24 protein-coding genes are annotated in these 25,714 nt (G+C 67.3%); 14 read left to right on the top strand and 10 right to left on the bottom strand.

Annotated features, from left to right (window positions below; genetic code table 11):
* Positions 1 to 83: 83 nt before the first annotated feature.
* Both NA8_RS01540 and gatB read left to right on the top strand, forming a co-directional pair.
* Positions 84 to 1,460 (top strand): alpha/beta hydrolase family protein, encoded by a 1,377-nt coding sequence (locus NA8_RS01540; RefSeq protein WP_063048546.1) that lies wholly within the window; start codon positions 84 to 86, stop codon positions 1,458 to 1,460.
* 64 nt (positions 1,461 to 1,524) lie between these two features.
* Positions 1,525 to 3,030, top strand: a complete 1,506-nt coding sequence (gene gatB, locus NA8_RS01535) for an Asp-tRNA(Asn)/Glu-tRNA(Gln) amidotransferase subunit GatB (protein ID WP_439957357.1) — start codon at positions 1,525 to 1,527, stop codon at positions 3,028 to 3,030.
* Positions 3,031 to 3,037: 7 nt separating this feature from the next.
* Here the strand turns inward: gatB and NA8_RS01530 are convergent, their stop codons facing one another.
* From NA8_RS01530 to NA8_RS01520, 3 genes are read right to left on the bottom strand one after another with little or no spacing between them, the layout of a single operon-like run.
* Positions 3,038 to 3,976 carry an SMP-30/gluconolactonase/LRE family protein gene (locus NA8_RS01530; RefSeq protein ID WP_063048544.1) on the bottom strand — a complete coding sequence of 313 codons (939 nt, stop codon included), beginning with the start codon at positions 3,974 to 3,976 and terminating at the stop codon, positions 3,038 to 3,040.
* Positions 3,977 to 4,007: 31 nt separating this feature from the next.
* On the bottom strand, positions 4,008 to 4,640 hold the full coding sequence (locus NA8_RS01525) for an NAD(P)-dependent oxidoreductase (RefSeq protein WP_063048543.1): 633 nt from the start codon (positions 4,638 to 4,640) through the stop codon (positions 4,008 to 4,010).
* Positions 4,637 to 5,569, bottom strand: a complete 933-nt coding sequence (locus tag NA8_RS01520; protein WP_084466435.1) for an EamA family transporter — start codon at positions 5,567 to 5,569, stop codon at positions 4,637 to 4,639. The genes NA8_RS01525 and NA8_RS01520 overlap by 4 nt, the downstream gene beginning before the upstream one ends.
* Before the next feature lie 79 nt (positions 5,570 to 5,648).
* On the opposite strand from NA8_RS01520, the gene NA8_RS01515 reads away from it, so the two are divergent.
* A complete protein-coding gene (locus tag NA8_RS01515; protein WP_063048541.1) occupies positions 5,649 to 6,533 on the top strand; it encodes a LysR family transcriptional regulator in 885 nt (294 codons plus the stop codon).
* Positions 6,520 to 6,906: a hypothetical protein gene (locus tag NA8_RS01510; RefSeq protein ID WP_245663630.1), complete on the top strand. Its 387-nt coding sequence runs from the start codon at positions 6,520 to 6,522 to the stop codon at positions 6,904 to 6,906. The genes NA8_RS01515 and NA8_RS01510 overlap by 14 nt, the downstream gene beginning before the upstream one ends.
* A gap of 76 nt (positions 6,907 to 6,982) precedes the next feature.
* On the opposite strand, the gene NA8_RS01505 is transcribed toward NA8_RS01510, so the two are convergent.
* On the bottom strand, positions 6,983 to 8,089 hold the full coding sequence (locus tag NA8_RS01505) for a PQQ-dependent sugar dehydrogenase (protein WP_063048540.1): 1,107 nt from the start codon (positions 8,087 to 8,089) through the stop codon (positions 6,983 to 6,985).
* Positions 8,090 to 8,207: 118 nt separating this feature from the next.
* Here NA8_RS01505 and NA8_RS01500 point away from each other — a divergent pair, with 118 nt between their 5' ends.
* Complete coding sequence (locus NA8_RS01500) at positions 8,208 to 9,083, top strand: DoxX family protein (protein ID WP_063048734.1); 876 nt, start codon at positions 8,208 to 8,210, stop codon at positions 9,081 to 9,083.
* Positions 9,084 to 9,165: 82 nt separating this feature from the next.
* Here the strand turns inward: NA8_RS01500 and ilvD are convergent, their stop codons facing one another.
* Together ilvD and NA8_RS01490 are read right to left on the bottom strand one after the other, a co-directional pair.
* A complete protein-coding gene (ilvD, locus tag NA8_RS01495; RefSeq protein ID WP_063048539.1) occupies positions 9,166 to 11,007 on the bottom strand; it encodes a dihydroxy-acid dehydratase in 1,842 nt (613 codons plus the stop codon).
* 388 nt (positions 11,008 to 11,395) lie between these two features.
* Complete coding sequence (locus NA8_RS01490) at positions 11,396 to 11,962, bottom strand: PH domain-containing protein (RefSeq protein ID WP_063048538.1); 567 nt, start codon at positions 11,960 to 11,962, stop codon at positions 11,396 to 11,398.
* 337 nt (positions 11,963 to 12,299) lie between these two features.
* On the opposite strand from NA8_RS01490, the gene NA8_RS01485 reads away from it, so the two are divergent.
* The 3 genes from NA8_RS01485 (at position 12,300) to ilvC (ending at position 15,956) form a co-directional block, all read left to right on the top strand.
* Entirely contained in the window at positions 12,300 to 14,225 is a 1,926-nt protein-coding gene (locus tag NA8_RS01485; protein WP_063048537.1) for an acetolactate synthase large subunit, read from the top strand.
* On the top strand, positions 14,222 to 14,725 hold the full coding sequence (ilvN, locus tag NA8_RS01480) for an acetolactate synthase small subunit (RefSeq protein ID WP_039799659.1): 504 nt from the start codon (positions 14,222 to 14,224) through the stop codon (positions 14,723 to 14,725). The genes NA8_RS01485 and ilvN overlap by 4 nt, the downstream gene beginning before the upstream one ends.
* Before the next feature lie 229 nt (positions 14,726 to 14,954).
* Positions 14,955 to 15,956, top strand: a complete 1,002-nt coding sequence (gene ilvC / locus NA8_RS01475) for a ketol-acid reductoisomerase (protein ID WP_174550026.1) — start codon at positions 14,955 to 14,957, stop codon at positions 15,954 to 15,956.
* Between the two features lie 75 nt (positions 15,957 to 16,031).
* Here ilvC and NA8_RS01470 read toward each other — a convergent pair whose 3' ends face one another.
* Positions 16,032 to 16,310: a hypothetical protein gene (locus tag NA8_RS01470; RefSeq protein ID WP_157106464.1), complete on the bottom strand. Its 279-nt coding sequence runs from the start codon at positions 16,308 to 16,310 to the stop codon at positions 16,032 to 16,034.
* A 375-nt stretch (positions 16,311 to 16,685) separates the two neighbouring features.
* Between NA8_RS01470 and NA8_RS01465 the strand changes: the two genes are divergently transcribed.
* The 3 genes from NA8_RS01465 (at position 16,686) to NA8_RS01455 (ending at position 20,212) form a co-directional block, all read left to right on the top strand.
* The gene (locus NA8_RS01465; protein WP_245663629.1) at positions 16,686 to 17,735 is read left to right on the top strand and encodes an acyl-CoA thioesterase; all 1,050 of its coding nucleotides are present in this window, start codon (positions 16,686 to 16,688) and stop codon (positions 17,733 to 17,735) included.
* A gap of 31 nt (positions 17,736 to 17,766) precedes the next feature.
* Complete coding sequence (locus NA8_RS01460; RefSeq protein ID WP_063048535.1) at positions 17,767 to 18,660, top strand: AAA family ATPase; 894 nt, start codon at positions 17,767 to 17,769, stop codon at positions 18,658 to 18,660.
* A gap of 130 nt (positions 18,661 to 18,790) precedes the next feature.
* Positions 18,791 to 20,212, top strand: coding sequence for a vWA domain-containing protein (locus NA8_RS01455; RefSeq protein WP_063048534.1), 1,422 nt, complete (start codon positions 18,791 to 18,793; stop codon positions 20,210 to 20,212).
* 142 nt (positions 20,213 to 20,354) lie between these two features.
* Here the strand turns inward: NA8_RS01455 and NA8_RS01450 are convergent, their stop codons facing one another.
* Together NA8_RS01450 and NA8_RS01445 are read right to left on the bottom strand one after the other, a co-directional pair.
* Positions 20,355 to 20,957, bottom strand: coding sequence for a GNAT family N-acetyltransferase (locus NA8_RS01450; protein WP_063048533.1), 603 nt, complete (start codon positions 20,955 to 20,957; stop codon positions 20,355 to 20,357).
* Positions 20,954 to 22,294: an NsdA family TPR-like regulatory protein gene (locus tag NA8_RS01445; protein WP_157106463.1), complete on the bottom strand. Its 1,341-nt coding sequence runs from the start codon at positions 22,292 to 22,294 to the stop codon at positions 20,954 to 20,956. The genes NA8_RS01450 and NA8_RS01445 overlap by 4 nt, the downstream gene beginning before the upstream one ends.
* A gap of 189 nt (positions 22,295 to 22,483) precedes the next feature.
* Here NA8_RS01445 and NA8_RS01440 point away from each other — a divergent pair, with 189 nt between their 5' ends.
* Together NA8_RS01440 and NA8_RS01435 are read left to right on the top strand one after the other, a co-directional pair.
* Positions 22,484 to 22,975 carry a hypothetical protein gene (locus NA8_RS01440; protein ID WP_063048531.1) on the top strand — a complete coding sequence of 164 codons (492 nt, stop codon included), beginning with the start codon at positions 22,484 to 22,486 and terminating at the stop codon, positions 22,973 to 22,975.
* A gap of 310 nt (positions 22,976 to 23,285) precedes the next feature.
* Positions 23,286 to 23,606: a hypothetical protein gene (locus NA8_RS01435; protein WP_157106462.1), complete on the top strand. Its 321-nt coding sequence runs from the start codon at positions 23,286 to 23,288 to the stop codon at positions 23,604 to 23,606.
* 191 nt (positions 23,607 to 23,797) lie between these two features.
* On the opposite strand, the gene NA8_RS01430 is transcribed toward NA8_RS01435, so the two are convergent.
* Complete coding sequence (locus NA8_RS01430) at positions 23,798 to 24,295, bottom strand: very short patch repair endonuclease (protein ID WP_063048732.1); 498 nt, start codon at positions 24,293 to 24,295, stop codon at positions 23,798 to 23,800.
* A 53-nt stretch (positions 24,296 to 24,348) separates the two neighbouring features.
* Between NA8_RS01430 and NA8_RS32340 the strand changes: the two genes are divergently transcribed.
* The gene (locus tag NA8_RS32340; protein WP_245663628.1) at positions 24,349 to 25,692 is read left to right on the top strand and encodes a DNA cytosine methyltransferase; all 1,344 of its coding nucleotides are present in this window, start codon (positions 24,349 to 24,351) and stop codon (positions 25,690 to 25,692) included.
* Positions 25,693 to 25,714 lie beyond the last annotated feature (22 nt).

The raw sequence follows: 25,714 nt of genomic DNA, 5'->3' as shown, positions 1-25,714 counted from the left end.
GTCTTCGATAGGCCGTTCACGTGAGGGGGCCGGTATACGCGCTGGTTCGGTTGCTGTGCGTCACGCATCGGTACCCTGATCGCATGCGCAGTGGGCGACTGATCGCGTTGGCTCTGTTGGTCATCGCGGCGTTGGTGGCGGGGTGTTCGGAGTCGAATCCGCCCGAGCCGACCACCGGTGACTGGCACGGCGCCATCGAGGTCCCCGGTCAGCCCCTGCAAGTCGGAGTGAGCTTTCGCGACGACGGTACGGCCACCATCGACATTCCCTTGCAGGGCGTGAGCGGCGCGCAGCTGAAGGACGTCCGCACCGACCGCAACGGTGTGTCGTTCGCGATCCCGGATATCCCGGGTGACCCGGTGTTCCGTGGCGAGTACGAGTCCGGAAGCGACCGGATCGCCGGCGATTTCACCCAGGCCGGCCAGAGCTTCCGGCTCACGCTGAGCCGAGGCAAGGTGACGCCGCCCGCCCGCCCGCAGGAACCGAAGCCGCCGTTCCCGTACAAGACCGAGGATCTCACCTACCGCAACGGCGACATCACCATCGCGGGCACACTGACCGAACCGCAGGGGCAGGGACCGTTCCCCGCGATCCTCATGATCTCCGGAAGCGGCCCCCAGGACCGTAACGAAGACCTGATGGGCCACAAGCCGTTCCTGCTGCTGGCCGACACCTTCACCCGCGCGGGCTACGCCGTGCTGCGCACCGACGACCGAGGCGTCGGCGGCACCGGCGGCAAACTGGACGACGCGAACTACGCCGACCTGGCCGAGGACGCCGCCGCGGGCGTCCGCTTCCTGCGCGCCCGCCCCGAGGTCGATCCGGCCCGGGTCGGGCTCTTCGGGCACAGCGAAGGCGGCTACCTCGCACCGCTGGTCGCCGCGCGCCCGGACAGTGGCGTCGCGTTCGCCGTCCTGATGGCCGGGCCCGGCGTCCCGGGTGCGGATGTACTCATCGAGCAGACCCGCTTGCTCGCCGCCGCGAACGGCACTCCTCCGGACCAGGTGGAGACCCGGGTACGTGACACCACCGAACTGGCCGCCCTGCTGAAAGCGGGTGACCTGGACGGCGCGAGGCAACTAGCCATCCGGCAGAACCAGTCCCTGCCCGCCGGCCAGCGCGTGCCCGACGACCAGGCGGCCGCGCAGATGACGCCGTATCTGGCCGCCTTGGTCGCCTACGATCCGGCGCCCGCCCTCGCCGCCCTGCGCGTTCCGGTGCTCGCGTTCTTCGGCGGCAAGGATCTCCAGGTGCCCCCGGCGCAGAGCGAGCAGCCGATGCGCGACCATCTCGCCTCCGGCCCCGATACGACCGTCCACGTCTTCCCTGGGCTCAACCACCTGATGCAGCCCACCGAGACGGGTCGTCCCAGCGAGTACAGCACCATCGAGACGACCATCGCTCCCGAGGTGCTCGACTACGTCACCGGCTGGCTGCGCCAGCGGGTCCCGGTGAAATAGCGCGCCGCCGCACGACGCGAGAGCCGCTGCGCTGCGACGGGAGCGTTTACCTAAACTGATGGCCATGAGCGCACCCACGGTCGACCTGATGGATTACTCGGATGTCCTCGCCCGGTTCGAGCCGGTGCTCGGCATGGAGGTCCACGTCGAGCTGAACACCGCGACGAAGATGTTCTGCGGTTGCCCGACCGAGTTCGGCGCAGAGCCGAACACCCAGGTGTGCCCGGTGTGCCTCGGTCTGCCGGGTTCACTGCCGGTGGTGAATCAGAAGGCCGTCGAGTCCGCGATCCGCATCGGGCTGGCGCTGAACTGTTCGATCACCCCGTGGGGCCGGTTCGCGCGCAAGAACTACTTCTACCCCGATCAGCCGAAGAACTATCAGATCAGCCAGTACGACGAGCCGATCGCCACGAACGGGCACCTGGACGTGCTGCTCGACGACGGCAGCACCTTCCGCGTCGACATCGAGCGCGCGCACATGGAGGAGGACACCGGCAAGTCGGTGCACGTCGGCGGCGCGACCGGTCGCATCCACGGCGCCAGCCACTCCCTGCTGGACTACAACCGGGCGGGCGTGCCGTTGATCGAGATCGTCACCAAGCCGATCACCGGAGCGGGGGAGCGGGCGCCGGAGGTGGCGCGGGCCTACGTGACGGCGCTGCGGGATCTGCTGAAGTCGCTCGGCGTCTCCGATGTGAAGATGGAGCAGGGCTCACTGCGCTGCGACGCGAACGTCTCCCTGATGCCGATCGGCGCAACCGAATTCGGCACCCGCACCGAGACCAAGAACGTCAACTCGCTGCGCAGCGTCGAGGTCGCGGTGCGCTACGAGATGCGCAGGCAGGCGGCGGTGCTCGCGAGCGGCGGCACGATCGTGCAGGAGACCCGCCACTTCCACGAGACCGACGGCACCACCTCGCCCGGCCGCCGCAAGGAGACCGCCGAGGACTACCGCTACTTCCCCGAGCCCGACCTCGAGCCGGTCGCGCCCGACGCGGAGTGGGTGGAGCGGTTGCGCGGCACCATCCCCGAGTACCCCTGGCTGCGCCGCGCGCGCATCCAGTCCGACTGGGGCGTGTCCGACGAGGTGATGCGCGACCTGGTCAACGCGGGTGCGCTGGACCTGATCATCGCCACCGTCGACGCGGGCGCCCCGGCCAACGAGGCGCGCTCCTGGTGGGTCGCCTACCTCACCGAGAAGGCCAAGGAACGCGAGGTCGCGCTGGATGAGCTGCCGATCACCCCGGCCCAGGTCGCCGAGGTGATCAAGCTGGTCGACGCGAAGACGATCAACAACAAGGTGGCCAAGCAGGTCGTCGACCACGTGCTGGCCGGCGAGGGCGACCCGGCGCAGATCGTCGAAGCCAAGGGCCTCGGCATGGTCAGCGACGACAGCGCCTTGCAGGCGGAGGTGGAGAAGGCCCTGGCCGCCAACCCCGACATCGCCGACAAGATCCGCTCCGGCAAGGTGCAGGCGGCGGGCAAGATCGTCGGCGACGTCATGAAGGCGACCCGAGGGCAGGCCGACGCGGCCCGCGTCCGGGAGCTCGTGCTCGCCGCTTGCGGCTGAGGGCTCTCTATCGGGGTCGCTCGACCCCGATAGAGCTGTAAGGCGTGCTCGAGGTCGGCGGCGTGGTGTAGCGGGCGTTCGGCAGGTACAGGTGTTCGCCGAACGCGGCGACGGTCGTCGGTACGTCGAAACGCGGGTCGGTGACGCGCCGTTCGACCGTGCCCGTCGTGCCCGCGGGATCGAGCGCTACCACGGCGATCGCGTTGGACCGGTTCTGGACGACGAACAATGTGCTGCCACACAGCAGCAGTCCGTCGCCGTCGGGCAGCGAGTCGGCGCCGAGATCGATCTGCCGCGTCGTACCGGTCGCGGGGTCGACACGGAACAACCGGCCGGTCACCGACTGCATGATGATCAGCCCGGTGCCATCCGGCGTGCGCACGATCCCGTTGGCGTTGATCGCTCCGGGCTCGTAGCGGATGTCGCCGGTCAGCGGTCGACGCACCACCGCCGTGGGTGGCGGCAGGGCAGCGTCGTGGGCGATGGGCAGGTGGTAGAGCACGGGCGTGCGCGAGTCGGTGAACCACGCGCCCGCGGGCGTCAGTACGACGTCGTTGACGAACGTGTCCGGCGGCGTCGCGAGCCGGTAGTTCGCCGCGACCGCGCCGGTGCGGGTGTCCACGACGCGGGCGTCGCCGCCGGTGCCTCCGGCGACGAACAGCCGGTCGTGGTGGTCGATCTGCATCCCCAGCGCCGGCGTACCCGGCCCGGGGCTCAGGATGTCGCCTCGACCGGTTACCAGGTCGGCGCGGTAGATGGAGCCGTCGGCCCGCGATCCGAAGAAGGCCACCGGTCGCGACCCGATCGCGATGCCCTCCGGCTGGAATCCGGCGGGCAGGTCGATCGCGGTGCGGACCGGGCGGTGTGCCGCCGTTCGGTCGGTGGATACCAGCGCAGTAGCGCCGAGGCAGGCGACTGCGGCCGAGATCACGAGGATTCGCTTCATCTCATCGTTGCCTCCGTCCCGGAATCCGCGCTCAGTAGCCGACAGTGAAATGCCTGCTCTGACCTGGGTTCTCGAGTTCGTCCAGGATGGCCACGGCGAAGTCTTCCGCCGAGATCCGGGACGCACCGTCGGCGCTGGTGACGAGGGTGGTGGTGCCGCGTCGGTACTTTCCGGTGCGCTGTCCGGGTTCGAGGAGGGCGGGCGGGCTGAGATAGACCCAGTCGGCCGGATGCGCTCGGCAGGTTTCCCATTGCGAGACGCTGGCGGCGGCGATGGTGCGAATCGCCGGCGGTACGTACTCCGGACTGTCGAGAACGAGCCGATCGGGGCGCCCCGGAATCCGCAGCGGCGCGGCGCCGCCGACCACGAGGATGCGCGTCCGGGTAGCCGTGGCCGCGTCCAGCAGGGCAGTCGTCGTCGCCGTGACAGTGTGTTCCTGGCCGGAGCCCGGGCGGGTCGCGGCCACGATCGCGTCGGTGCCGTGGAACAGTTCGCCCATCCGGGCGGGGTCGTTCGCGTCGCCCTCGATTGCGGTCACCCCCGGAGGCAGGACGGTCGGCGGCTGTTTCCGGAACACGGCGACGATCTCATGGCCCCGGCTGGAGCCTTCGTCGACGACGCGTGAGCCGACCATGCCGTTGGCTCCGACGACGGTGATCTTCATTTCAGTACCCCTTCGGGTGTCTCGACAACGTGGGATGAGCGGCTGGGAGCGGGAAGCTGTCCCGCGACGATCGCGGCGAGCGCGAGCCCGAACCCGGCGAGCTGGATCGGGCCGAGCGTCTGGCCGAGCAGGATCGCGCCGAGAACCGCGGCGACCAGCGGCGAGAGCAGGACGAGAACCGCGACGGAGGTGACCGGCAACGTCCCGATGCCGCGGAACCAGAGGACATAGGCGAGCAGACCGCCGAGCAGACCCAGCCATAGGTAGCCGAGGGCAGCGGGCGGGTCGATCGCGGGAGGCGGACCCTCGACGAGGAACGTGAGGGGCAGCAGGAACAGGCCTCCCGCGGTGAGCTGCCAGCCGGCGAAAGCGGTGGGACTCGCCTCGGCGGGCCGTCCCCACTTCTTCGTGAGCGTCAGGCCCAGCGCCATCGAGGCCGCGGCGGCGAGGCCCGCCACGATCCCCGCGAGATCGAGGGTTGCCTCCGGCCCGATCACCACCAAGCCGACGCCGACGACGCCTATCGCGCCCCAGGTCAGGCGCCAGGCCGACGGGCTCTCGTGCAGGACCACCACAGCCAGGACGGCTACGACGAGCGGCTGGGCCGCCGCCAAGGTCGCGGCCACCCCGCCGGGTAGGCGTTCGGCGGCGAGGAACAACAGCGGGAACAGCAGCCCGATATTGAGCACGCCCAGCACCGCGGCTTTGCCCCACCAGGGTCCCCGCGGCAGGGTCCGCGTGAACGCCAGCGCGAGCACACCCGCGGGCAACGCGCGCAGGAGCCCGGCGAAAAGCGGATGCCCCGGTGGAAGGAGTTCGGTGGTGACGACATATGTCGTGCCCCAGGACATGGGAGCGAGCGCCGTCAGGACGGTGCGAGGGAGATTTCCGTCTCTGCCGGAGATCCGCTGTGCTGCTGAACTTTCCACGTGAGCAGTCTCGCCCCGTGCCGATCAATGAGTCCAACACATGTTTGTCACTTCATCGATCTCGATACATGATTGATCCGTGGAGCTTCAGCAGATGCGGTACGTCCTTGCCGTGGCCGAGACGAACAGCTTCACCCGGGCCGCCGAACGATGCCTGGTGGTCCAGTCCGCGCTGAGTCACCAGATCGCCCGCCTGGAACGGGAATTGGGCGCGCGACTGTTCGAGCGCACGAGCCGCCGGGTGCGTTTGACACCGGCCGGTGCGGCGTTCCTTCCGGCTGCCCGCCAATGCCTGGACGCCGCCGAGCGCGCGGCCGCCGAGGTCGCCGCGGCGGTCGGCGAGGTACGCGGACGGCTCGCCGTCGGCCTGATCCCCACCGTCGCCGCGGTCGACATCCCGGAGGCGCTGCGTGACTTCCGGCAGCGGTATCCGCACGTGCGCATCAGCCTGCGGGTGGGCGCGAGCGAGGAACTCGTCGAGCGAGTCACGCAGGGAGCCCTCGACGTGGCTTTCCTGGGACTGCCGACCACGGCGCGACCACGAGGCGTCGACGCCCACGAACTCGCCCGTGACCGGCTCGTCGCCGTGGTCGCACCCGACCATCCCCTCGCCGGTGCGCCCACGGTCGATCTGCGCAGACTCTCCTCCGAGGTGTTCGTAGACCTTCCGGCCGCAACCGCCGGACGCCTCCAATCCGACCAAGCCTTCCAGGCCGCAGGCCTGGACCGCGACGTCGCCTTCGAAGTGACCAGCGCCGACTACATCGCTCGACTCGTCCGCCCCGGCCTCGCCGTAGCCATGCTGCCCTCCGCCTACGCGCCGCAACTCGAGGGCGTGGTCACCATCGAGGTCTCCGACGCCCCGGCCCGCGTCGAATACGTCATCTGGAGCCGCAGCCGCCCGCCGGCGGCCACCGCCTTTCTCACTGTGCTCGGCGTCCCGGTGGATCGTGACGAATCCTGAGAATCGCGGAGTAATCGGGCTGCGTCCCGATGGCCCGGACCGGCAGCATGGGAGGGCGCCGGATCTGCTGTGGAGTGACGTCGAGACGTTCTTCGACCCTGGGCGGATGATCGACCTGCGTGTCCGGCTTGCCCCGGATGTGCTGGCGATCTTCCGTCCGGTGTCGGCCACGGAGATCGATTTCGACATCGACCTTCGCGAACTGCGCGGTCAGCCCGGGGTGGACATCCTGTGCGGCTTGTTGCGTGCGATCGGCCGTCGCGTGGGCAAGCCGGTATCCATGACCGCGGAAGGCGACTACGGTAACCCGGTGCTCGGATTCGATCCCGCGGCCGACCGCGTAGTGCTGCTGGCAGATCCACGATTCCGCTGACCGGACCCTTGCTGGAGCACATGCCTCACGCGATCCAGCACAACGGGCGTCACGCCATCGGCCAGACAAACCCCGCTCAGTCCGGTCCGCCGCCTCCGGCCTGCGGTGGCGGGATGCGGACGACGCGGTCGTCGAACGGGCCGGGCTGGCCGTCGGTCTTGTTCACCGTGGTCACCCAGATGGTGCCGTCGGCGCCGACCGCCGCGCCGCCGAGCTGCCCGTACTTGTCCTGCGCCATCAGGGTCGGCGCCGCGGTGACCGCGTGGGTGTTGGGGTCGGCGGCGGCGATGGCGAGGGCCTTCGCGCGGGTCAGCGAGATCGCGACACCGTCGGTCGCCGCGGCGCAGCCCGCGACGCCGGGCCGGTCCGGCCAGGTCCACGTGGTGGTGACCACGCCGTCGTCGCCGAGCCGTTGCAGCCGGTCCTCGGCGGGGGTGCGGTCGGTGATCCAGATGCTGTCCTTGCTGTCCCGGCACACGTCCCCCGCGGTGCCGATGCCGGAGACGGCGATTTCCGGCGCGGGCGTACGGCCGGGCACCGGAGACTTCACGCGCAGCAGTTTGCCCGCGAGCGAGCCCGCCGAGGCAGCCGCGCCGGGGTTGCCCGCGTCGCCGGTCAGCACCAGCATCTGGTCGGGCGCGGCGAAGTCGATCGCGCCGTGATTCCCGGTCGCGCCCTTCGGGATCCCGGTGAGGACGTCCTTGGGGGAGCCGCCTTCGGCGATGCGCACCACCCGGTTGTCGCTGCCGGTGGTGATGTAGGCGTACATCAGGCCGTCTTCGTGGTAGGTGGGCGACAGCGCGATGTCGCTGAGGCCGCCGTCGCCGGAGCCGTCCACGTCCAGCTTGGCGATCTCGACCGGCGGCTGCTCCGGAGCCACCTTCATGATCCGTCCGGTCCTGCGCTCGGCGACCAGCGCGCCGTCGGCGAGCGTGACCAGGCCGCCGGTGGTGTCCAGGCAGGTGGCGACCACCGCCGGGTCCGGATCGATGCACGGGCCGCTCGGCCGGGTGGTCGAGGTGGGCGACTGGCTCGGTTTCTTCGGGTCGATGTTGGCTCCGCGCAGGGTCGGTTCGGGGGTGAACGGACTGGACGCCGAATCGTCGAACCGGGCGCACCCGACCAGCAGGACGGAGCCGAGCGCCAAGCTCGCCGCGACGCGGCCCACGACAACCAAACTCATAGCTCAGACGTTACGGAAATACCGTTGCCCGCGCCCCCTCCGGGTGCGTGTTGCGCGCACACTGACACGCCGTGCGGTACTTGCCCGCCGTGGCAGGGTGCGGCATAGGGTATTGGCCGTGACCGACAAGCCGAAAGACACGCCGGAATCCAAGGCCGGGGAGGCCACTGCCGCTACGGCCGAGCAGTCGGCGGTGTCGTCCACCGGTCGAGGGGTGACCAGCCCGTACGACTCGCCGACCGAGCAATTCGCGCGAGTGGACCCGGCCCAGCGTCCGCAGATGTCCAAGGACGTCCCGCGCACCGATGACGAACTCGGGCTCGACCCGGAGGTGCCGACCACCGCCGAGAGCAAAGCCGCCGGGGGCAAGGGGTCCACCTACGAGTACGCCAGCATCCCGCCCGCCCCCGCTCCGCCGAACGACACCGGCCGCCTGCGCCGCCGCACCGGCGAGACCAGGCGCGGCACACTCGATCTCGGTTTGTTGTTGTTGCGCTGGGTCGTCGGCGGCACCTTCCTCTACCACGGTTTGCAGAAGCTCACCGGTTGGTTCCACGGCCCCGGCCTGGACGGCACCCGCGACATGATGGAGCGCGGCGGCTGGGATCACCCGAGCCTGTCCGCGATGCTGGTCACGGCGGGCGAGGTGGGCGGCGGCGCACTGCTGATCCTCGGGCTGGCCACCCCGCTGGCCGCGGGCGCGGTGCTCGCGGTGATCCTGGACGCGTGGGCCTGGAAGCAGGGGATGGCCCCGGGGTTCCAGTACAAAGCCGGGCCGGGCGCTGTGGAGTTGGAAAGCATCCTCGCCGGCGCCGCCGCCGCGATCATCCTGACCGGCCCGGGTCGCTTGTCCTTCGACCGCAACCGGGGTTGGGCCGTTCGTCCCGCCGCAGGGTCCTTCGTCGTCCTTCTTCTCGCCGTGGCCGCCGCGGTCGGCGCCTACTGGTACCTGCACGGTGGCAACCCGCTCACCGGCATCGGTCCCTTCGACTGAGTCCGGACGAACAAAGACCCCTTCGCCCCGCAATATGGGGCGAAGGGGCCTTCGCGTTCGGTCGGGCCGCGCGACGCGGGAGCTACGGCACGTGCCGCACGGCTCCCTTGTCCGCCGAGGTGGCCATGGCGGCGTAGGCGCGCAGCGCGGTCGTCACCGGACGATCGCGGTTGGCCGGCTGCCAGGGCCGTTCGGAGGCTTCCATCTTCGCGCGGCGTTCGGCGAGGACGGCGTCGTCGACGAGGACCTCGAGCGTGCGGGTGGCCACGTCGATGCGGATCTGGTCGCCGTTCTCGACCAGGCCGATGACGCCGCCGCTGGCCGCCTCGGGCGAGATGTGCCCGATCGACAGACCCGAGGTGCCGCCGGAGAACCGGCCGTCGGTGATCAGCGCGCACTGCTTGCCGAGCCCGGAACCCTTCAGGAACGCGGTCGGGTGCAGCATCTCCTGCATGCCGGGGCCGCCCGCGGGGCCTTCGTAGCGGACCACGATCACGTCGCCGGGCTTGATCTTCTTGCCGAGGATGACCGACACGGCCTCCTCCTGCGAGTCCACCACCACCGCGGGCCCCTGGAAGGTGAACAGTTCCTCGTCGATGCCCGCGGTCTTGAGCACCGCGCCGTCGGGCGCGATATTGCCGCGCAGCACGACCAGGCCGCCTTCGGTGGTGTAGGCGTGCTCGAGGTCGCGGATGCAACCGCCCGTGGCGTCGGTGTCCAGCGACGACCAGCGGTTGTCGGTGGAGAACGGCTCGGTGGTGCGCACCCCGCCCGGTGCGGCGTGAAAGAGTTCGATGGCTTCCTGGGAAGCCTTGCCGGAACGGATGTCCCAGGTGTCGAGCCACTCGTCGAAGCTCGCGGTGTGCACGGTGGTGACGTCGGTCTCCAGCAGGCCCGCGCGGCGCAATTCGCCGAGGATGGCGGGGATGCCGCCGGCGCGGTGCACGTCCTCCATGTGGTAGTCGGAGTTCGGCGACACCTTCGACAGGGTGGGCACCCGGCGGCTGGTCTCCTCGATGGTGTGCAGATCGAAGTCGATCTCACCTTCCTGCGCGGCGGCCAAGGTGTGCAGCACGGTGTTGGTCGAGCCGCCCATCGCGACGTCCAGCGCCATCGCGTTGCGGAAAGCCTTGGCGTTGGCGACGTTGCGCGGCAGCACGGACGCGTCGTCCTCGCGGTACCAGCGGTTGGCGATGTCGACCACGACGGTGCCCGCCCGCTCGAACAGTGCCCGGCGCGCGGCATGCGTGGCGAGGGTGGAGCCGTTGCCGGGCAGCGCGAGACCGAGCGCCTCGGTGAGGCAGTTCATCGAGTTCGCGGTGAACATGCCCGAGCACGAGCCGCAGGTCGGGCACGCCGACCGCTCCACCTCCGACAGCCCCTCCTCCGACACCGCCTGATTCGCGCTCGCGGAGATCGCCGTGATCAGGTCGGTGGGCGCCTGCGCGACGCCGCCGACCACCACCGCCTTGCCCGCCTCCATCGGCCCGCCGGAGACGAACACCGCCGGAATGTTCAGCCGCATGGCCGCATTGAGCATGCCCGGGGTGATCTTGTCGCAGTTGGAGATGCAGACCAGCGCGTCGGCGGTGTGCGCGTTCACCATGTACTCGACGGAGTCGGCGATGATCTCGCGCGAGGGCAGCGAGTAGAGCATGCCGCCGTGGCCCATGGCGATGCCGTCGTCGACGGCGATGGTGTGGAATTCGCGCGGAACGCCGCCGGCGGCGCGCACCGCGTCGGCCACGATGTCGCCGACGTTCTTCAGGTGCACGTGGCCGGGCACGAACTGGGTGTAGGAGTTCGCGATGGCGACGATCGGCTTGCCGAAGTCGGTGTCGGTCATGCCGGTGGCGCGCCAGAGTGCGCGCGCGCCTGCGGCATTGCGGCCGATGGTCGTGGTTCGTGAACGAAGCGGTGGCATTTCGATGGTCCTCGGGTCGCGGGGGCTGACGTGCGACGGCGCAGAGCCTGCTCGGCGGTCCATCACGTTACTCCCGAAGGGCGCGTCCACCTGCCGGTGGTGCGGTCGGGCGCGGCGGCCGTGCCTGTCAGCCGGGTTCGGTGTGTCGCCGGTGCGTGGTGTCGCAGGCGACGACGGGTCGCCGGAGGTACCGGACCGTCGAGGGTGGGGATGCGAAGGAGGATCACTGCTCCGGCAAAATCATCCCATCACCCGACGGCAACATCGTACGCGCGGCGAATGTTCCGCGTCGCCGAGACCGCCGCGCACCGGCGCGGCGTGCGCGTAGCCGACCATGTGGCACGGCTTCGCCGCCTGGGACCGGTGGCCGCGCACGGGTGACCGGCCGCTAGCGCGTGTCTTCTTCCGCGTCGGGCTTGGCAACGCCGTTGGTCAGTGGGCTGTCGTCGTCGCTCGGCTTCGTGTCCGGTGCGCTCGCATCCGCGGGCGCCTCGTCCGTCGCGGGCTCCGCGAACGGGTCCGGGATCCGTCCGCCGGACGCCGCGGCCAGCTCGCGCAGCCGGTCGTAACTCACCGCGGGCAACTTCACCTCGGTGCCATCGGTCAGGTCGGCGCGCACGTAGCCGCGCTTGGGGATCCGCACACCTTTCACCTGCGCCCAGTCGAGGTGGCGCGAACCGAACAGGGTCCGCAGGTCCAGCCCCGCCTCCGAGACGGCGGTCTGTGTGCGCAGCACCCACGCCAGCACCGCGAGCGGGATGAGCAGCAGCCACCACAGTCCGGCGGGCCAGCCGACGAACGGGAAGAACACGCACATCAGCAGGATGAACACGCCCAGGAAGGCCAGCCGTGGGATGCGGATCACACGGGCGTCGGAGGCGCTACCCGTATCCGTTGCCGCGGCGGGCGTGTGGGACGATTCAGAAGGTGGCACGGACTGATGCGGTGATGACACACCACCATCCTCGCATCCTGGTGAACGGACACAAGCAACCGCACTGTCCCACATAATGGGACGCACGGGGTCATCTGTTTGACTCTTCGGTTCACACCCGCTTAACGTCGTGCGCGTGAATCGAAACGAGTTGCTCGTAATCGGCCGGCGCGTCCAGCGTTGAGCCTGACACACTGAGTCGAATACGTCAGCTCGCGTTGCGACGCGCCACCCTCGATCAGCCCTGTGCTGTCGGGGGCTTTTTTATGTTCGGACTAATCTCCAGCATGGCGAAGCGCAAGACACCGCTGGCACAAAAATCCGGGGTCAGAACGACAACCAGTAAGGAACGAAGACGGTGAGCGCACCTACCGCACGGCCCGGGCCTTCTGCCCGTAGGCCAGCGCCTTCGGCGAATCAGCAGGCCACGCCCGCTGCCAACGCGGCCAACCGCCGCCAGCTCCCGCCCGAGCGGGTCACCGGCGCGCAGTCGGTCGTCCGATCGCTCGAGGAGCTCGGCGTCGACACCGTATTCGGCATTCCGGGCGGTGCGATTCTCCCGGTCTACGACCCGCTGTTCGATTCCACCAAGGTTCGCCACGTCCTCGTCCGGCACGAGCAGGGCGCGGGGCACGCGGCCACCGGTTACGCGCAGGCGACCGGCAAGGTCGGTGTGTGTATGGCCACATCCGGCCCCGGCGCCACCAACCTGGTGACCCCGATCGCCGACGCGCAGATGGACTCGGTCCCGATCGTGGCCATCACCGGCCAGGTCGGCCGGAGCCTGATCGGCACCGACGCCTTCCAGGAAGCCGACATCTCCGGCATCACCATGCCGATCACCAAGCACAACTTCCTGATCACCGACGGCATCGACATCCCGCGCATCATCGCCGAGGCGTTCTACCTCGCCGCGTCCGGCCGCCCGGGCGCCGTGCTCGTCGACATCCCCAAGGACGTGCTGCAGGCCCAGACCACCTTCAGCTGGCCGCCGGAGATGCGGCTGCCCGGCTACCGTCCGGTCACCAAGCCGCACGGCAAGCAGGTGCGCGAGGCCGCGCGGATGATCATGGAGGCCAAGGCCCCCGTGCTCTACGTCGGCGGCGGCGTGATCAAGGCCGACGCCTCGGCCGAGCTGCTGCAACTGGCCGAGCTGACCGGCATCCCCGTGGTCACCACGCTGATGGCGCGCGGCGCGTTCCCCGACAGCCACACACTGAACATGGGCATGCCCGGCATGCACGGCACCGTGGGCGCCGTCGCCGCGCTGCAGCGCTCGGACCTGCTGATCACGCTCGGCGCGCGGTTCGACGACCGCGTCACCGGCCAGCTGGACTCCTTCGCGCCGGGCGCCAAGGTCATCCACGCCGACATCGACCCGGCCGAGATCGGCAAGAATCGGCACGCCGACGTCCCGATCGTGGGCGACTGCCGCGAGGTGATCGTCGAGCTCATCGAGACGCTGAAGGCGGATCCCGCCGCGGGTGACGCTTTGCCACTGGCGCTGACCGACTGGTGGACCTACCTCGACGGCGTGCGCGACTCCTACCCGCTGGGTTGGACCCCGCCCGCCGACGGGTCGCTGTCGCCGGAGTTCGTCATCGAGGCGCTCGGCCGCCTGGCCGGACCCGACGCGATCTACTGCGCGGGCGTCGGCCAGCACCAGATGTGGGCCGCCCAGTTCATCAAGTACGAGAAGCCGCGCACCTGGCTGAACTCCGGTGGCCTGGGCACCATGGGCTACGCCGTCCCGGCGGCCATGGGCGCCAAGATGGGCGCGCCGGACAAAGAGGTGTGGGCGGTCGACGGTGACGGCTGCTTCCAGATGACCAACCAGGAGCTGGCCACCTGCGCCGTGGAGGGCGTCCCGATCAAGGTCGCGCTGATCAACAACGGCAACCTCGGCATGGTGCGCCAGTGGCAGACGCTCTTCTACCAGGAGCGCTACTCCAACACCGATCTGGGCACGCACACCCTGCGCATCCCCGACTTCGTGAAACTCGCCGAAGCCCTCGGCTGCCACGGCATCCGGGTGGAGCGCGAGGAGGACGTGGAGGCCGCCATCCGCGAGGCGCAGTCCATCAACGACCGCCCCGTGGTGATCGACTTCATCGTCGGCAAGGACGCCCAGGTGTGGCCGATGGTCGCGGCAGGCACCAGCAATGACGAGATCATGGCCGCGCGCGGCATCCGCCCGCTGTTCGACGAGGACGAGCAGGCCGCCGAGCCGGCGGTCATCCACGCGGCGATGTCGCACGAACAGAACAAGGTGAACAACGGATGAGTACCACGCATACCCTCAGCGTTCTCGTCGAGGACAAACCGGGCGTGCTGGCACGGGTCGCGGCGCTGTTCTCCCGCCGCGGCTTCAATATCGAATCGCTGGCGGTCGGTGGCACCGAACTGCCCGAGATCTCGCGCATGACCATCGTCGTCACCGTCGAGGACCTGCCGCTCGAGCAGGTCACCAAGCAGCTCAACAAGCTGGTGAACGTCATCAAGATCGTGGAGCAGGACTCCGACAGCTCGGTGGCCCGCGAACTGATCCTGGTGAAGGTGCGCGCCGACGCCAGTGTGCGGACCCAGGTGATCGAGGCGGTCGGGCTGTTCCGCGCGAAGGTCATCGACGTGTCGCCGGACGCGCTCACCGTCGAGGCGACCGGAACCCGGTCCAAGCTCGACGCGCTGCTGCGGATGCTCGAACCGTATGGCATCCGGGAGATCGTGCAGTCCGGTGTCGTCGCGGTGGGACGTGGACCGAAGTCCATCACCGCCACGCGATGAGGTAGCGAGCGGCACACCGATGGGGCCGACCGGCCGGCGGCGGCCACGCGCTAGTCTTTCTGCGATCGACGGTTGGCGTGCCGCCCTCCCCGCCTACGCGGGAATGATCCCCTCCCGCTGCTGCGGGGGTTGATCCGATCCAGAACAACGAAAATCAACACCGGCGCAAGCACGGTGTGCCCCGCCTCGCGCGGGGATGATCCCGGAAGGAACCACAGTGGCAGTCGAGATGTTCTACGACGACGATGCCGACCTGTCGATCATCCAGGGCCGCAAGGTCGCTGTCATCGGCTACGGCAGCCAGGGTCACGCGCACTCGCTGAGCCTGCGCGACTCGGGCGTCGAGGTCCGCGTCGGTCTGGCCGAGGGTTCGAAGTCGCGTCCGAAGGCCGAGGAGGCGGGCCTGACCGTCGGCACGCCCGCGGAGGTCTCGGAGTGGGCGGACCTCATCATGGTGCTGGCGCCCGACACCGCGCAGGCGTCGATCTTCACCAACGACATCGAGCCGAACCTGAAGGACGGCGACGCGCTGTTCTTCGGCCACGGCCTCAACATCCACTTCGGCCTGATCAAGCCGCCCGCCAACGTCACCATCGGCATGGTGGCGCCGAAGGGCCCCGGTCACCTGGTGCGTCGTCAGTTCGTCGACGGCAAGGGCGTTCCGGCTCTGATCGCGATCGACCAGGACCCGAAGGGCGAGGGCCAGGCGCTGGCGCTGTCCTACGCCAAGGGCATCGGCGGCACCCGCGCGGGCGTCATCAAGACCACCTTCAAGGAAGAGACCGAGACCGACCTGTTCGGTGAGCAGGCCGTGCTGTGCGGTGGCACCGAGGAACTGGTCAAGACCGGTTTCGAGGTCATGGTCGAGGCCGGTTACGCGCCGGAGATGGCCTACTTCGAGGTGCTGCACGAGCTGAAGCTGATCGTCGACCTGATGTACGAGGGCGGCATCGCGCGGATGAACTACTCGGTGTCCGACACCGCCGAGTTCGGTGGTTACCTGTCGGGCCCGCGGGTCATCGACGCCGACACCAAGAAGCGCATGCAGGACATCCTCAAGGACATCCAGGATGGCAGCTTCGTCAAGCGTCTGGTCGCCAACGTCGAGGGCGGCAACAAGGAGCTCGAGGCGCTGCGCAAGCAGAACGCCGAGCACCCCATCGAGGTCACCGGCGCCAAGCTGCGCGGCCTGATGAGCTGGGTGGATCGTCCGATCACCGAGACCGCCTGATCTCTCGGCTGATTCACGCGGGTGGCCCGCTCCGGATCTCGGAGCGGGCCACCCGCGTCTCGGTAGACCTCTTTTCTAGCTGCTGCCGAACATGCCCGGCCCGAAGCCTTGCCCGTAGGGGCCGCCGTATTGGTTGTAACCCCAACCGAACAGCGGGTTGTTGTTGCAACTCCAGTTCTGGAACGGACCGAAGGCGCACCGGTCGTAATACGGGTCGTACCAGGCCCGAGTGACCCCGGGTGTGCTCGGGGTAGCCGAGGCGGGCATCGCCAACGCGGTCAACGGGATTGCGGCGATCGCACCGGCGACGGCCACGCGGGCCAAGGTGCGGCGTGCGCTGATTGTGGAGAACAACGTAAATCCTTTCAACTCTGCGGCGGGCATTCCGTCCGCCATCCCCCATTTGCGGGTCTGTCCGCGGCCTACCCCCGCGGACAGAGCTGGATCTACGGTCGCTGCTTCGCGTTCGCGCTTACCGACGGGGCCGCGACTGCACCCCTTCACTCTTGCGCACTTGCCGCCAAAGGTCACGGGTGTTGTCTCCCCTGCGGGCAAAATCAAACCGCGGTATTAGGGGCTACCCCCCGTGCGGATTGCTCACCGATCGCGGAACCGCTGAGCATCCGATCGCTGTCTCGTTACTCGCTCGTATCGACGCCGGGGCTTAAGGTTCTCCCGGACAACGGGGTCAGGTAGCCGAAGATTCTCTGCCCGAACGGATTGTGAACCTTGCCCAAATCGATAGACATCGACCCGCGCGCGACAGTCTCGAATCCGGCCGCGGCCGGTCGGCGTCCCGAGGCGATTCACCGCTTCCTCGTCCAGCCCGCCGAGGCGGGCATCCTGGGATCGGTCGACGGCGGCAAACTCCTCGAATGGATCGACAAGGTCGCCTACGCGGCGGCGGCACAGTGGAGCGGCCGCTACTGCGTCACCGCCTACGTCGGCAACATTCATCTCGACCGCCCGATCGCGGTCGGTGAGCTGGTCGAATTGCACGCGAATCTCGTCCATACCGGGCGCACCAGCATGCACATTCTCGTCACGGTCTATTCGACCGATCCCACCCGGGTGAAGCCGGTGCAGTCGGCGCAATGCCTGACGATCTTCGTCGCGGTGGACGACGACCGGCGCACTGTCGAAGTCCCGCAATGGAATCCGACCTCGCTGCTGGAATTGCAGCGGCACCGGCAGGCGTGTGCCCGGATCTCGGTGCGAAAGCACATCGAGGAGGCGATGGCCGCGCAGCGATACACCGGCGCGGGCACCGCGCCCAGCGCCACGCTGCGCTTTCTCGCAGCGCCTTCGGACATCAACTGGGGCGGCAAAGTTCACGGTGGCCGGACGATGCGGTGGATCGACGAAGCGGCGTACGTGTGCGGCGCGGACTGGGCCGGACAGCGCGTCCTCACCTCCTACTTCGGCGGCATCCGCTTCTACCGGCCGATCGTGATCGGTCACGTCGTCGAAGTCACCGCGCGCTTGATCCACACCGGCCCGCGCAGCATGCACGTGAGTGTGCACGTGACCTCCACCGACGCGCACTCCGACGAACCGGCGCTGGCGGCGCACGGTCTCGCCGTCGTTGTCACGGTGGACGACGACGGAAAAGCGCGACCTGTGCGCCAGTGGGAGCCGGTCTCCGAGGAGGACCGCGCACTCGACGCGCACGCCAGGCACCTGGTCGAACTGCGTGCTCTGGTCGAGCCGTTCACCATGGCGAGCGCCGTGCCGTCCGACGCCGAACCGAGCCATTTCCGGGCGGCGGGGCCGAGCTGAGGCCGAGACCGCCCGGCTAGACTAGTTACCGATGAGTAAGTTCTTCGCGTCGGTGGACGAGGCGACCGCGCGCCTCACCGAGGCCGGGTACATCCCGTCCCTCGACATCGCCACGGCCGTGTTCCTCGCGGGCCACCTCGGCAAGCCCCTGCTGATCGAGGGTCCCGCGGGCGTCGGCAAGACCGAGCTGGCCAAGGCCGTCGCCACCGCGACCGCCTCCGACCTGGTGCGCTTGCAGTGCTACGAGGGCATCGACGAGGCACGCGCGCTCTACGAGTGGAACCACGCCAAGCAACTGCTCCGCATCACCGCGACGGACAACGAAGGCTGGGACAGCACCCGCGACCACGTCTTCACCGAAGAGTTTCTACTGGCGCGCCCGTTGCTGGCCGCCATCAGCAATCCGCGTTCCACGGTGCTGCTCATCGACGAACTCGACAAGGCCGACGTCGAGCTGGAAGGGCTGCTGCTCGAAGTGCTCGGCGATTATCAGGTGAGCATTCCGGAACTCGGCACCGTCACCGCGGTGCGCAAACCGTTCGTCATCGTGACCTCCAACGCCCACCGCGAGCTGTCCGAAGCGCTCAAGCGGCGCTGCCTCTACCTGCACATCGACTACCCGACGGCGGAACTGGAGCGGGCGATCGTGCGGATGAAGGTTCCCGAGCTGGACGAGGCGCTGGGGGAGCCGGTGGTTCGCGTGGTCGGCGCACTACGGCAGCTCTCGTTGCGCAAGGCTCCGTCGATCTCCGAGACCGTCGACTGGGCGAAGACGCTGGTCGCCCTCGGGGCGCGCAATCTGAGTGGCGGCGTCGTCCGCTCGACGCTCGGCGTGCTCTTGAAGTACCAGTCCGACCATCGCTTGGCGATCGAGCGGCTCGGGTTGCTCGACTCGGACGGCGAGCAGGGGAGCGTGGCGCGATGAAGGTTGTGCTCGATCATGCGGTCAGTTCCCCGCCGGTCGGCGCGGCACTTCGCGCACCAGGGGTTGCCTTCGCCGGATGGAAGCCCGGGCTGCGTACTGCGGTCGCACCCACGCCAGGTCGCGGCAGAGCATGAGTTCGGCGGAGGGACGTGGAAGCCGGACGAAGTCTCGCCCCGACTCGGTGACCGATCGGCTGGTCGAATTCGTTGGGTTGCTGCGCGACCACGGCATCAATGCGGGGCCGAGCGAAACCATCGACGCGGCCGAGGCGATGATCGCCCTCGGGCTCGCCGACCGCGATCGCCTGCGCTCCGGCATGGCCGCCTGCCTGCTGCGCCGCAATGGTCAACGCGCCGTGTTCGATCAACTCTTCGACCTCTACTTCCTGACCGCGCAGCAGCCACAGCCCGCCGACCAGTCGACAACCGAATCCATCGAGGCGCTGCGAGATCGGCTCGTCTCCGCACTGGCCCAGGATGATTCGGAGTCGGCTGCCGAACTGGCCCGCCAGGCACTGACCGAACTCGGCGGCTACGGCGGCGTGGGAACCGGCCAGAGCTCCGGCCCGGTCACCACCGCGTCCGGCGCCGGCTGGTCCTCCTACCTGACCATGAAAGCGCTACGCCCGGAAGAACTCATCGATCGCGTCGTCGCGGGCATGAACGGCACCTCCCAGCTCGACACCGCCGTCCACACCATCGAAGCCAACCGCCGCCTCGCCGCATTCCGCACCGCCGTCCAAACCGAGGCCCGGCTGCGCTCGGCGCAACTGCGCGGGACCGAATACATCGCCCGCCGCGGCGTCGAATCCAGCATCGACCAGATCGATTTCCTGGGCGCCCGCGAACAGGACCTCGCCGAAATGCGCCGCCTCGTCCACCCTTTGGCCCGCAAACTCGCCACCCGCCTCGCCGTCCGCCGCCGCAAAGCCGTGCGCGGCCGAATCGACCTGCGCCGCACCCTGCGCCGCTCCATGTCCACCGGCGGCGTCCCCATCGACCCGGTCCTGCGCGCCCGCAAACACGGCCGTCCCGACCTCGTCGTCCTGGCCGACCTCTCCGGCTCGGTCACCGGCTTCGCCGAATTCACCCTCCACCTCATCCAGGCCCTGCAAGACCAGTTCAGCAAGGTCCGCAGCTTCGGCTTCGTCGACACCTGCGACGAAATCACCGATTTTTTCACCCCCGGCGAACCGCCCACTCCCGGAACAGCCGCCCGAATCATCCGCTCCACCAAGGTCGCCCGCTTCGGCAGTTCCAACTATGGCGAAGCGTTCCAAGGGTTCCTCGACAACTATGCCGATGCCCTCGGTCCGCGCACGTCCGTGCTCATCCTCGGTGATGGCCGGACCAATCGCACGGACCCGAACCTCGCTGCGGTGCAGACGATTGTCGACCGGGCGAAGTACACCTACTGGCTCAATCCCGAGCCGTTGCGGTCCTGGTCGACGGGGGATTCCGCAGCCCACGTGTACGCGGAGTGCGTGACAATGCACGAATGCCGGAACGTCAGGCAGCTGACCGAAGTTGTCGCGCGGCTACTGCCTGCGTAGGGGCGCGAAAACTTTTGCGCGACGATTTGCATCGAACTTCTCTGGCCGGTCTTCGCCGCCACTCACGACCCATGCGGACAGACGGCTCACTCCTCGTCAGAGATCAGTCGGTTGCGTCCCTCCAAGGTTCAAGACGGCTTCGCTAGCGCGAACAGTCCTTCTGTAGATCGCGCATCAGAACATCGAACTGCGGGGCATCTGGCCAGCTCGGTCGCAGAGTGCCGACGCGGTACCACCCCCACCGGCGATAGTTGCCATAGGCTCGGTGATTGTCTGGGCGGACCAGCAGTGTCGCGCGCTGCTCAGGCCGACCCTCGAGCAGTTCGTCGTGCAGGGCACTGGCGATACCTCGCCCCGTGAACTGCTTGCGCACCATGATCTCGCTGAACGCAAATGTGCGGGAACCATTCTCGGCGGTGAAGGCCACCTGGTCGCCTTCATCGAGCCGCAATCCGTCCCACCACGCGGTCTCGGCGGTGAGCGGCCAACCCCATGCCTGGCCGCAGAGTTCGCCGTCGAGACGAGCGATCACCAACTCGAAAGCGCCAGTGCGGGCGGGGTCGGTGTAGGCGTCGAACCGATGCATGAACGCCTCGGGCGACTCGAACTCTTGGCCGGATTCGATCGCATCGACGTAGGAGTCGCGGAAGATGCGTTCGATTTCGATGCGGAGTTCGCGGGCCTGTGCGGCGGTGCAGTGCTGGAAGTCGACGCCGTCGACTGGCGCGGACTGCTCGGGCTTCACGCGGTGACAACCTTTCCCGCCAGTTCGTCGAATCGGGTCGTGAACTCGTCGTAACGGCCTTCGGCTACCATGCGCACCGATTCCAGCCGACGCAGGGTGCGAATGGAGGACACGGAACCTTCCAGGTCGGCGAGAACAGATATCCCTTGTTCGACGGCGGCATCGATGTCCCCGGCTTCTACTAGCGCCGTCGCCGAGCCTGCCCGATAGCACGCGGAATTTCGAGCTCCGGCCTGTTCCAGAGCAAGGCCGGCGTGCAGGTCGGCGGACTTCGCGTAGTCGCCGAAATGTCCATATACGCAGGCTTCGTGGTACTTAATTTCGCTGTTGCTGACGAATCGCAGCCAGGACGGACATTCTTCGTGCGCCTCGTGGTCGAGCGCGAAATCGAGTTCCCGCCATGCTGTAGCGATGGCTTTACCGAATGCGGCCCGGTCGCCGAGAATCCCGAACGCTTGCGCTTCGCGTGTGGCGATGAGGGCATGGATACGGCCGGGTGCGTCACCACGGGTGAGTTCCCGGGCGCGGTCGGCGAGGTTGAGCGCATGATGGGGGTTCGCCTCTCCGCTGCGCTCACGGGACACCGCCAGCAGTGCGGCGTTCATACACACGTGTACGGTCAGCACGTCGTTGCCTGCCTGGTTCGCCAAACCGAATGCGTCGGCGTAGCAGCGCCGGGCAACTGGGTACAGCTCGGAGTCGTAGGCCAGCCATCCGGCGATGGTCGCGAGTTCTCCTGTGGCGCTCATGAATGCGCGGCCAGCGTTTTCGGAGAACGCGCACGTGTCGAGCAGGCGTTTCGCAGCTTCGAGCGCTTGGACGGCATCTTGCACGAGTGCCGCGCCGCCGATCTCCTGTTCGCGGCGGCACAGGTAGGCGGCGAAGTCATCGAGTCGTCGCGCGTCAGCGACACCGATGCGAGCCGGAGCCGCATCGCCATCGCCGCTTGCCGCTAGCAACGCGGCTCCCATCAGCATTCCGAATTTGCGTCGCTTCACATCAACCTCGGTTTCCGCCGTGCTGTGTTGGCCGCCCACAACCAGGCTATCGCCGCCCGCGTCGGTGAGACGTTGGCGAGCGAGCGGTATCGCGGCGTCGCGTAAGTCGTGGACCTCGGCTCGAAAGCGGGCACGCTGTTCGTCCGTGAGCCGAGCGAGTTCGGTGTCCAATGCGCTTGCGGAGTCATTGCGTACTGGCTTGTCCGCCGTGGCGCGCTCCCACTTGCGGATCGTCGCAACCTGAAAGCCTGTTCGTTCCGCAAACTGCTCCTGCGTCAGCCGAAGGGCCGCCGAGCGCAGCGCCTTGACTTCGACCTTCGTCCATTTGTTGACGATCATGCTCACCCCCTGATTCCCCTGCAATGCCTGGCGGCGCAAGCGTATTATGTCTATGCGGCTTCTATGGCTGGGATCACATGCCGAACATGGCGAAGCTGAAGGCAGCCCCGCCGCCGGGTCGAATCGGACCTACACGGACTCCCCGGCGGTGGGTGCCTACCACGTTGAACCAGGCGGAGGGACACCCGAATGAGTTCGCCGAACGACATCCAGGACACGCCGTTGTCGGTGTGCCATTTCTACCGAAAGACGTGTGATCTGCCCGCCGAAGTAGACCCGCCGCATACGGGGCGGATCGTGATCCGAACCGGCGTCGTGTGCGGGCTGATGATGCCCGCCTTCATCGGCTCTGCAGTGAAGATGCGGATGCAGTGCCACGGCCAGGAGGTCGGCCCGATTCTGACGCATCCGCGTTCGCAAAGCTGGACATTCCTGGCGTGTGCGGATCTCCCGGACGCGATCGGGTTGTTCGCAGAGATGTCGCGGTTGCAGGTCTCCATCATCCGTGGCGGAGGGATCATTGCCCTACCTGGACCGGGCCAGCGCCCAGGGTTGTTTCGCGCGTGGGTCCAGCCGCCGCGCGACTCGTTTCGGCCGTCCGGTAAGGCCGTGGTCGATGCGATTCGCGGGTGTGCTGCGCAGCAATCGAGCAAGCGGAAAGGACTGGTGAGCCATGTCTGACGGCGCGCACGGGTGCGGTCCGGAATGCGAACCATGGATCACCGCTACGCACTGTGGTGGTGTAACGAAGCTCGATCACGCGACAGGTGAACTTCGGGGCGTGCGCTGCCCATCGAAGATCTGCCGTGACCTCGTTGTGCCGCTTGTCGCGGGACGGATCGCGCCGCATACCGCACCGGTCGGTGCGATACACGGTCGATGCCCATGGACCGGCATTCGCGTGGTCGACGACCGCGCTCCGTTCCAAGGCGAAGTCACCGAGCTCCATCTGACCAATCCGTGCATTTGCGTACGACGGGCGGGACCGGTCATGAACTACGACGCTCGGGCGGAGGCCGAAATCGACGTGCTCACGGAGGTGTTGGCTGCGTTCGGCAACGCCGCCGGAACGGCGACTGGTCGCACGCACAACGATGCCGACCGAATGCGCCTGTTCGCCGTTGTGCTGTACGAGTTGATCGCCAGTGCTCGCAGTGTCGCTGGCCCCGACACTGGGCGATTGTACGCCGCGCCGATCCTCGACCCGGTTGTCGAAGGCGCCGCTATTGCCGATGAGGTCTCAGCTATGGATCTGCTGATACTGACAACCCTCGAACGCCGAACTCCTCGTAGCCCTGGGTGTAGCGACTGATCGACGCCTTGAGGCACCACGGGGATTAACGAGTGCGATGCCATGTAGCGGTCATACATTGAGCTCGGCGGTCGGCCTGGAAGTACGCTGCCTCCGAGGCGTCACCGGCCTCTTGACGAGGACTTCGAACGCGATTTCGGCCAACTTCACAAGGTACATTTGCCCGACGCGCCGGGCGGTCGGTTCGTTTGTCAGCCCTTCGCTCTAAGATCGCTCGCATGTTCGAGCCCGTCTCCGAGAGCGCGAAGCACGGCCTGCACAGCAGCCTCGAGTCCCTCGTGCTCCCAGAGGCGAACAACTTTCCACCCTGCACCGGTCAAGGCAGCGTCTGCCGCGCGATCACGTTCGACGTTCCGGCGAAGCTTCGGCGCCCAGTACCACTCGTTCGTAGTCGGCTGCCGACCGTGTACAGGACAGACATGCCAGAAGCACCCGTCCACGAACACGGCGACTTTGCGGGCGGTGAAAACGATGTCTGGGCGGACCTTCACCGAGCCAACCTCCATGCGAAGGTCCTTGCGATAGCGGTATCCACGTCGGTGCAAGGCGCGGCGGAGCGTCACCTCGGGCTTGGTGTCGGCTCGCCGGTTCGCCTGCATGTTGCGGGAACGGCCAGCATCGAGCGGAGCCGGATAGAGGCCTCGCTCATGCGCCGTCCGTCGGGCCATCTCCGCCTTGCTGTCAGTCATGTCCACTCCGGCTGTACGAGGAAAGACGCCCTACGGAAAGATACACCTGACGATTGGCCCGGACGCCGCCGGCCACGACACCGAAAGGCATCGTTGTGACAAAACTTCGGGTCATTGAGATCTGCGCTGGCGCAGGCGGTCAAGCTCTCGGCCTCGAGCGCGCCGGCTTCGAGCATGAACTTGCAATAGAACTCGATGGCACTGCAGTCGAGACGCTTAGGAAGAACCGCCCTAAATGGAACATTCGACATGGGGACGTTGCCGACAAACAGGTTTGGGACCCGGCAGATTACAAACCAACGGCACCGAAACGTGAAATCGACTTGCTGGCTGGTGGAGTACCCTGTCCTCCGTTTTCAATCGCTGGAAAACAGCTCGGCGCAAACGACGAAAGAGACTTGTTTGCATGGGCAGTAGAGCAAGTCGAAACCATCCAGCCCCGGGCACTCTTACTGGAGAATGTTCGGGGGCTCAGTATGCCGCGATTCGCCGGGTATCGTCAGCACGTTCTCGACCGGCTTCATGGATTGGGCTATTCTGCAGAATGGAAGATTATTCAAGCTTCCCAATATGGAGTCCCTCAACTACGCCCACGCTTCGTATTGATCGCTATGCGGCATTTTTACTTCCAGTTCTTCCAATGGCCCACACCGAGCGAAAAAGTGCCCACAGTAGGTGAAACGCTATGTGACCTCATGAAGCGCAAGAAGGTATTCGACGACGATGCCGCCCTGAAGGCATGGGTGCAGCGTGCCGACAAAGTCGCCCCGACGGTCGTCGGTGGATCTAAAAAACACGGGGGAGCGGACCTTGGTCCAACTCGTGCAAAACTTGCTTGGAAGGAGATGGGTATTGATGGCTATGGTCTGCATGACGACGATAAGCCCTACTCTCGAAATGATCGGTCGATAACTTCCCTGGGACCGAAACTCACGCCAGAGATGGTCGCGCGCCTCCAAGGATGGGATGACCGTGAATTTAAGTGGGAGTTTGAGGGCCGCAAGACTGCTAAGTATCGGCAAATCGGAAATGCATTCCCGCCGCCTGTCGCCAAGGCTCTCGGGCTGGCGATCGCCAGTGCGCTCAATGGTGCACAAATAGATTCCTCTGTGTCCCAAAATGGCTCGAATAAATCAGCTGTAGATCCAATCTATCGAGTACTTCGAGACAGCGGTGAGTATATGACTGTTGCCGACATAGCCAGTAAGTCAGAAGCATATTTGAACGAACTAGAAATAGCTCGCCGTATTGACCTGCTCAGTCGCGACTTTGAGATAGAAGAAAAAGAGCGTAACGGCTTGGTTTCGTACAGACTCGGAGGATTCCGCGCCTTTACTGGTCAACATGATCATTTGCGGCACGAGAGTTTCAGAAAGAATCGGTCGAAAATTAGTTGATTGGAAGTGGTGACCTGTGGGT

The sequence above is a fragment of the Nocardia arthritidis NBRC 100137 genome (assembly GCF_001612765.1).
GTDB classification, from domain to species: domain Bacteria; phylum Actinomycetota; class Actinomycetes; order Mycobacteriales; family Mycobacteriaceae; genus Nocardia; species Nocardia arthritidis.
This window is presented reverse-complemented; position numbering and strand designations above follow the sequence as displayed.

Coding starts and splice junctions, on each gene's coding strand:
- NA8_RS01505 (WP_063048540.1), bottom strand. CDS start 8,089: ATGAGTTTGGTTGTCGTGGGCCGCGTCGCGGCGAGCTTGGCGCTCGGC.
- NA8_RS01430 (WP_063048732.1), bottom strand. CDS start 24,295: ATGACTGACAGCAAGGCGGAGATGGCCCGACGGACGGCGCATGAGCGA.
- NA8_RS01460 (WP_063048535.1), top strand. CDS start 17,767: ATGAGTAAGTTCTTCGCGTCGGTGGACGAGGCGACCGCGCGCCTCACC.
- ilvD (WP_063048539.1), bottom strand. CDS start 11,007: ATGCCACCGCTTCGTTCACGAACCACGACCATCGGCCGCAATGCCGCA.
- gatB (WP_439957357.1), top strand. CDS start 1,525: ATGAGCGCACCCACGGTCGACCTGATGGATTACTCGGATGTCCTCGCC.
- ilvC (WP_174550026.1), top strand. CDS start 14,955: ATGTTCTACGACGACGATGCCGACCTGTCGATCATCCAGGGCCGCAAG.
- NA8_RS01455 (WP_063048534.1), top strand. CDS start 18,791: ATGAGTTCGGCGGAGGGACGTGGAAGCCGGACGAAGTCTCGCCCCGAC.
- ilvN (WP_039799659.1), top strand. CDS start 14,222: ATGAGTACCACGCATACCCTCAGCGTTCTCGTCGAGGACAAACCGGGC.
- NA8_RS01530 (WP_063048544.1), bottom strand. CDS start 3,976: ATGAAGCGAATCCTCGTGATCTCGGCCGCAGTCGCCTGCCTCGGCGCT.
- NA8_RS01445 (WP_157106463.1), bottom strand. CDS start 22,294: ATGATCGTCAACAAATGGACGAAGGTCGAAGTCAAGGCGCTGCGCTCG.
- NA8_RS01540 (WP_063048546.1), top strand. CDS start 84: ATGCGCAGTGGGCGACTGATCGCGTTGGCTCTGTTGGTCATCGCGGCG.
- NA8_RS01440 (WP_063048531.1), top strand. CDS start 22,484: ATGAGTTCGCCGAACGACATCCAGGACACGCCGTTGTCGGTGTGCCAT.
- NA8_RS01525 (WP_063048543.1), bottom strand. CDS start 4,640: ATGAAGATCACCGTCGTCGGAGCCAACGGCATGGTCGGCTCACGCGTC.
- NA8_RS01435 (WP_157106462.1), top strand. CDS start 23,286: ATGAACTACGACGCTCGGGCGGAGGCCGAAATCGACGTGCTCACGGAG.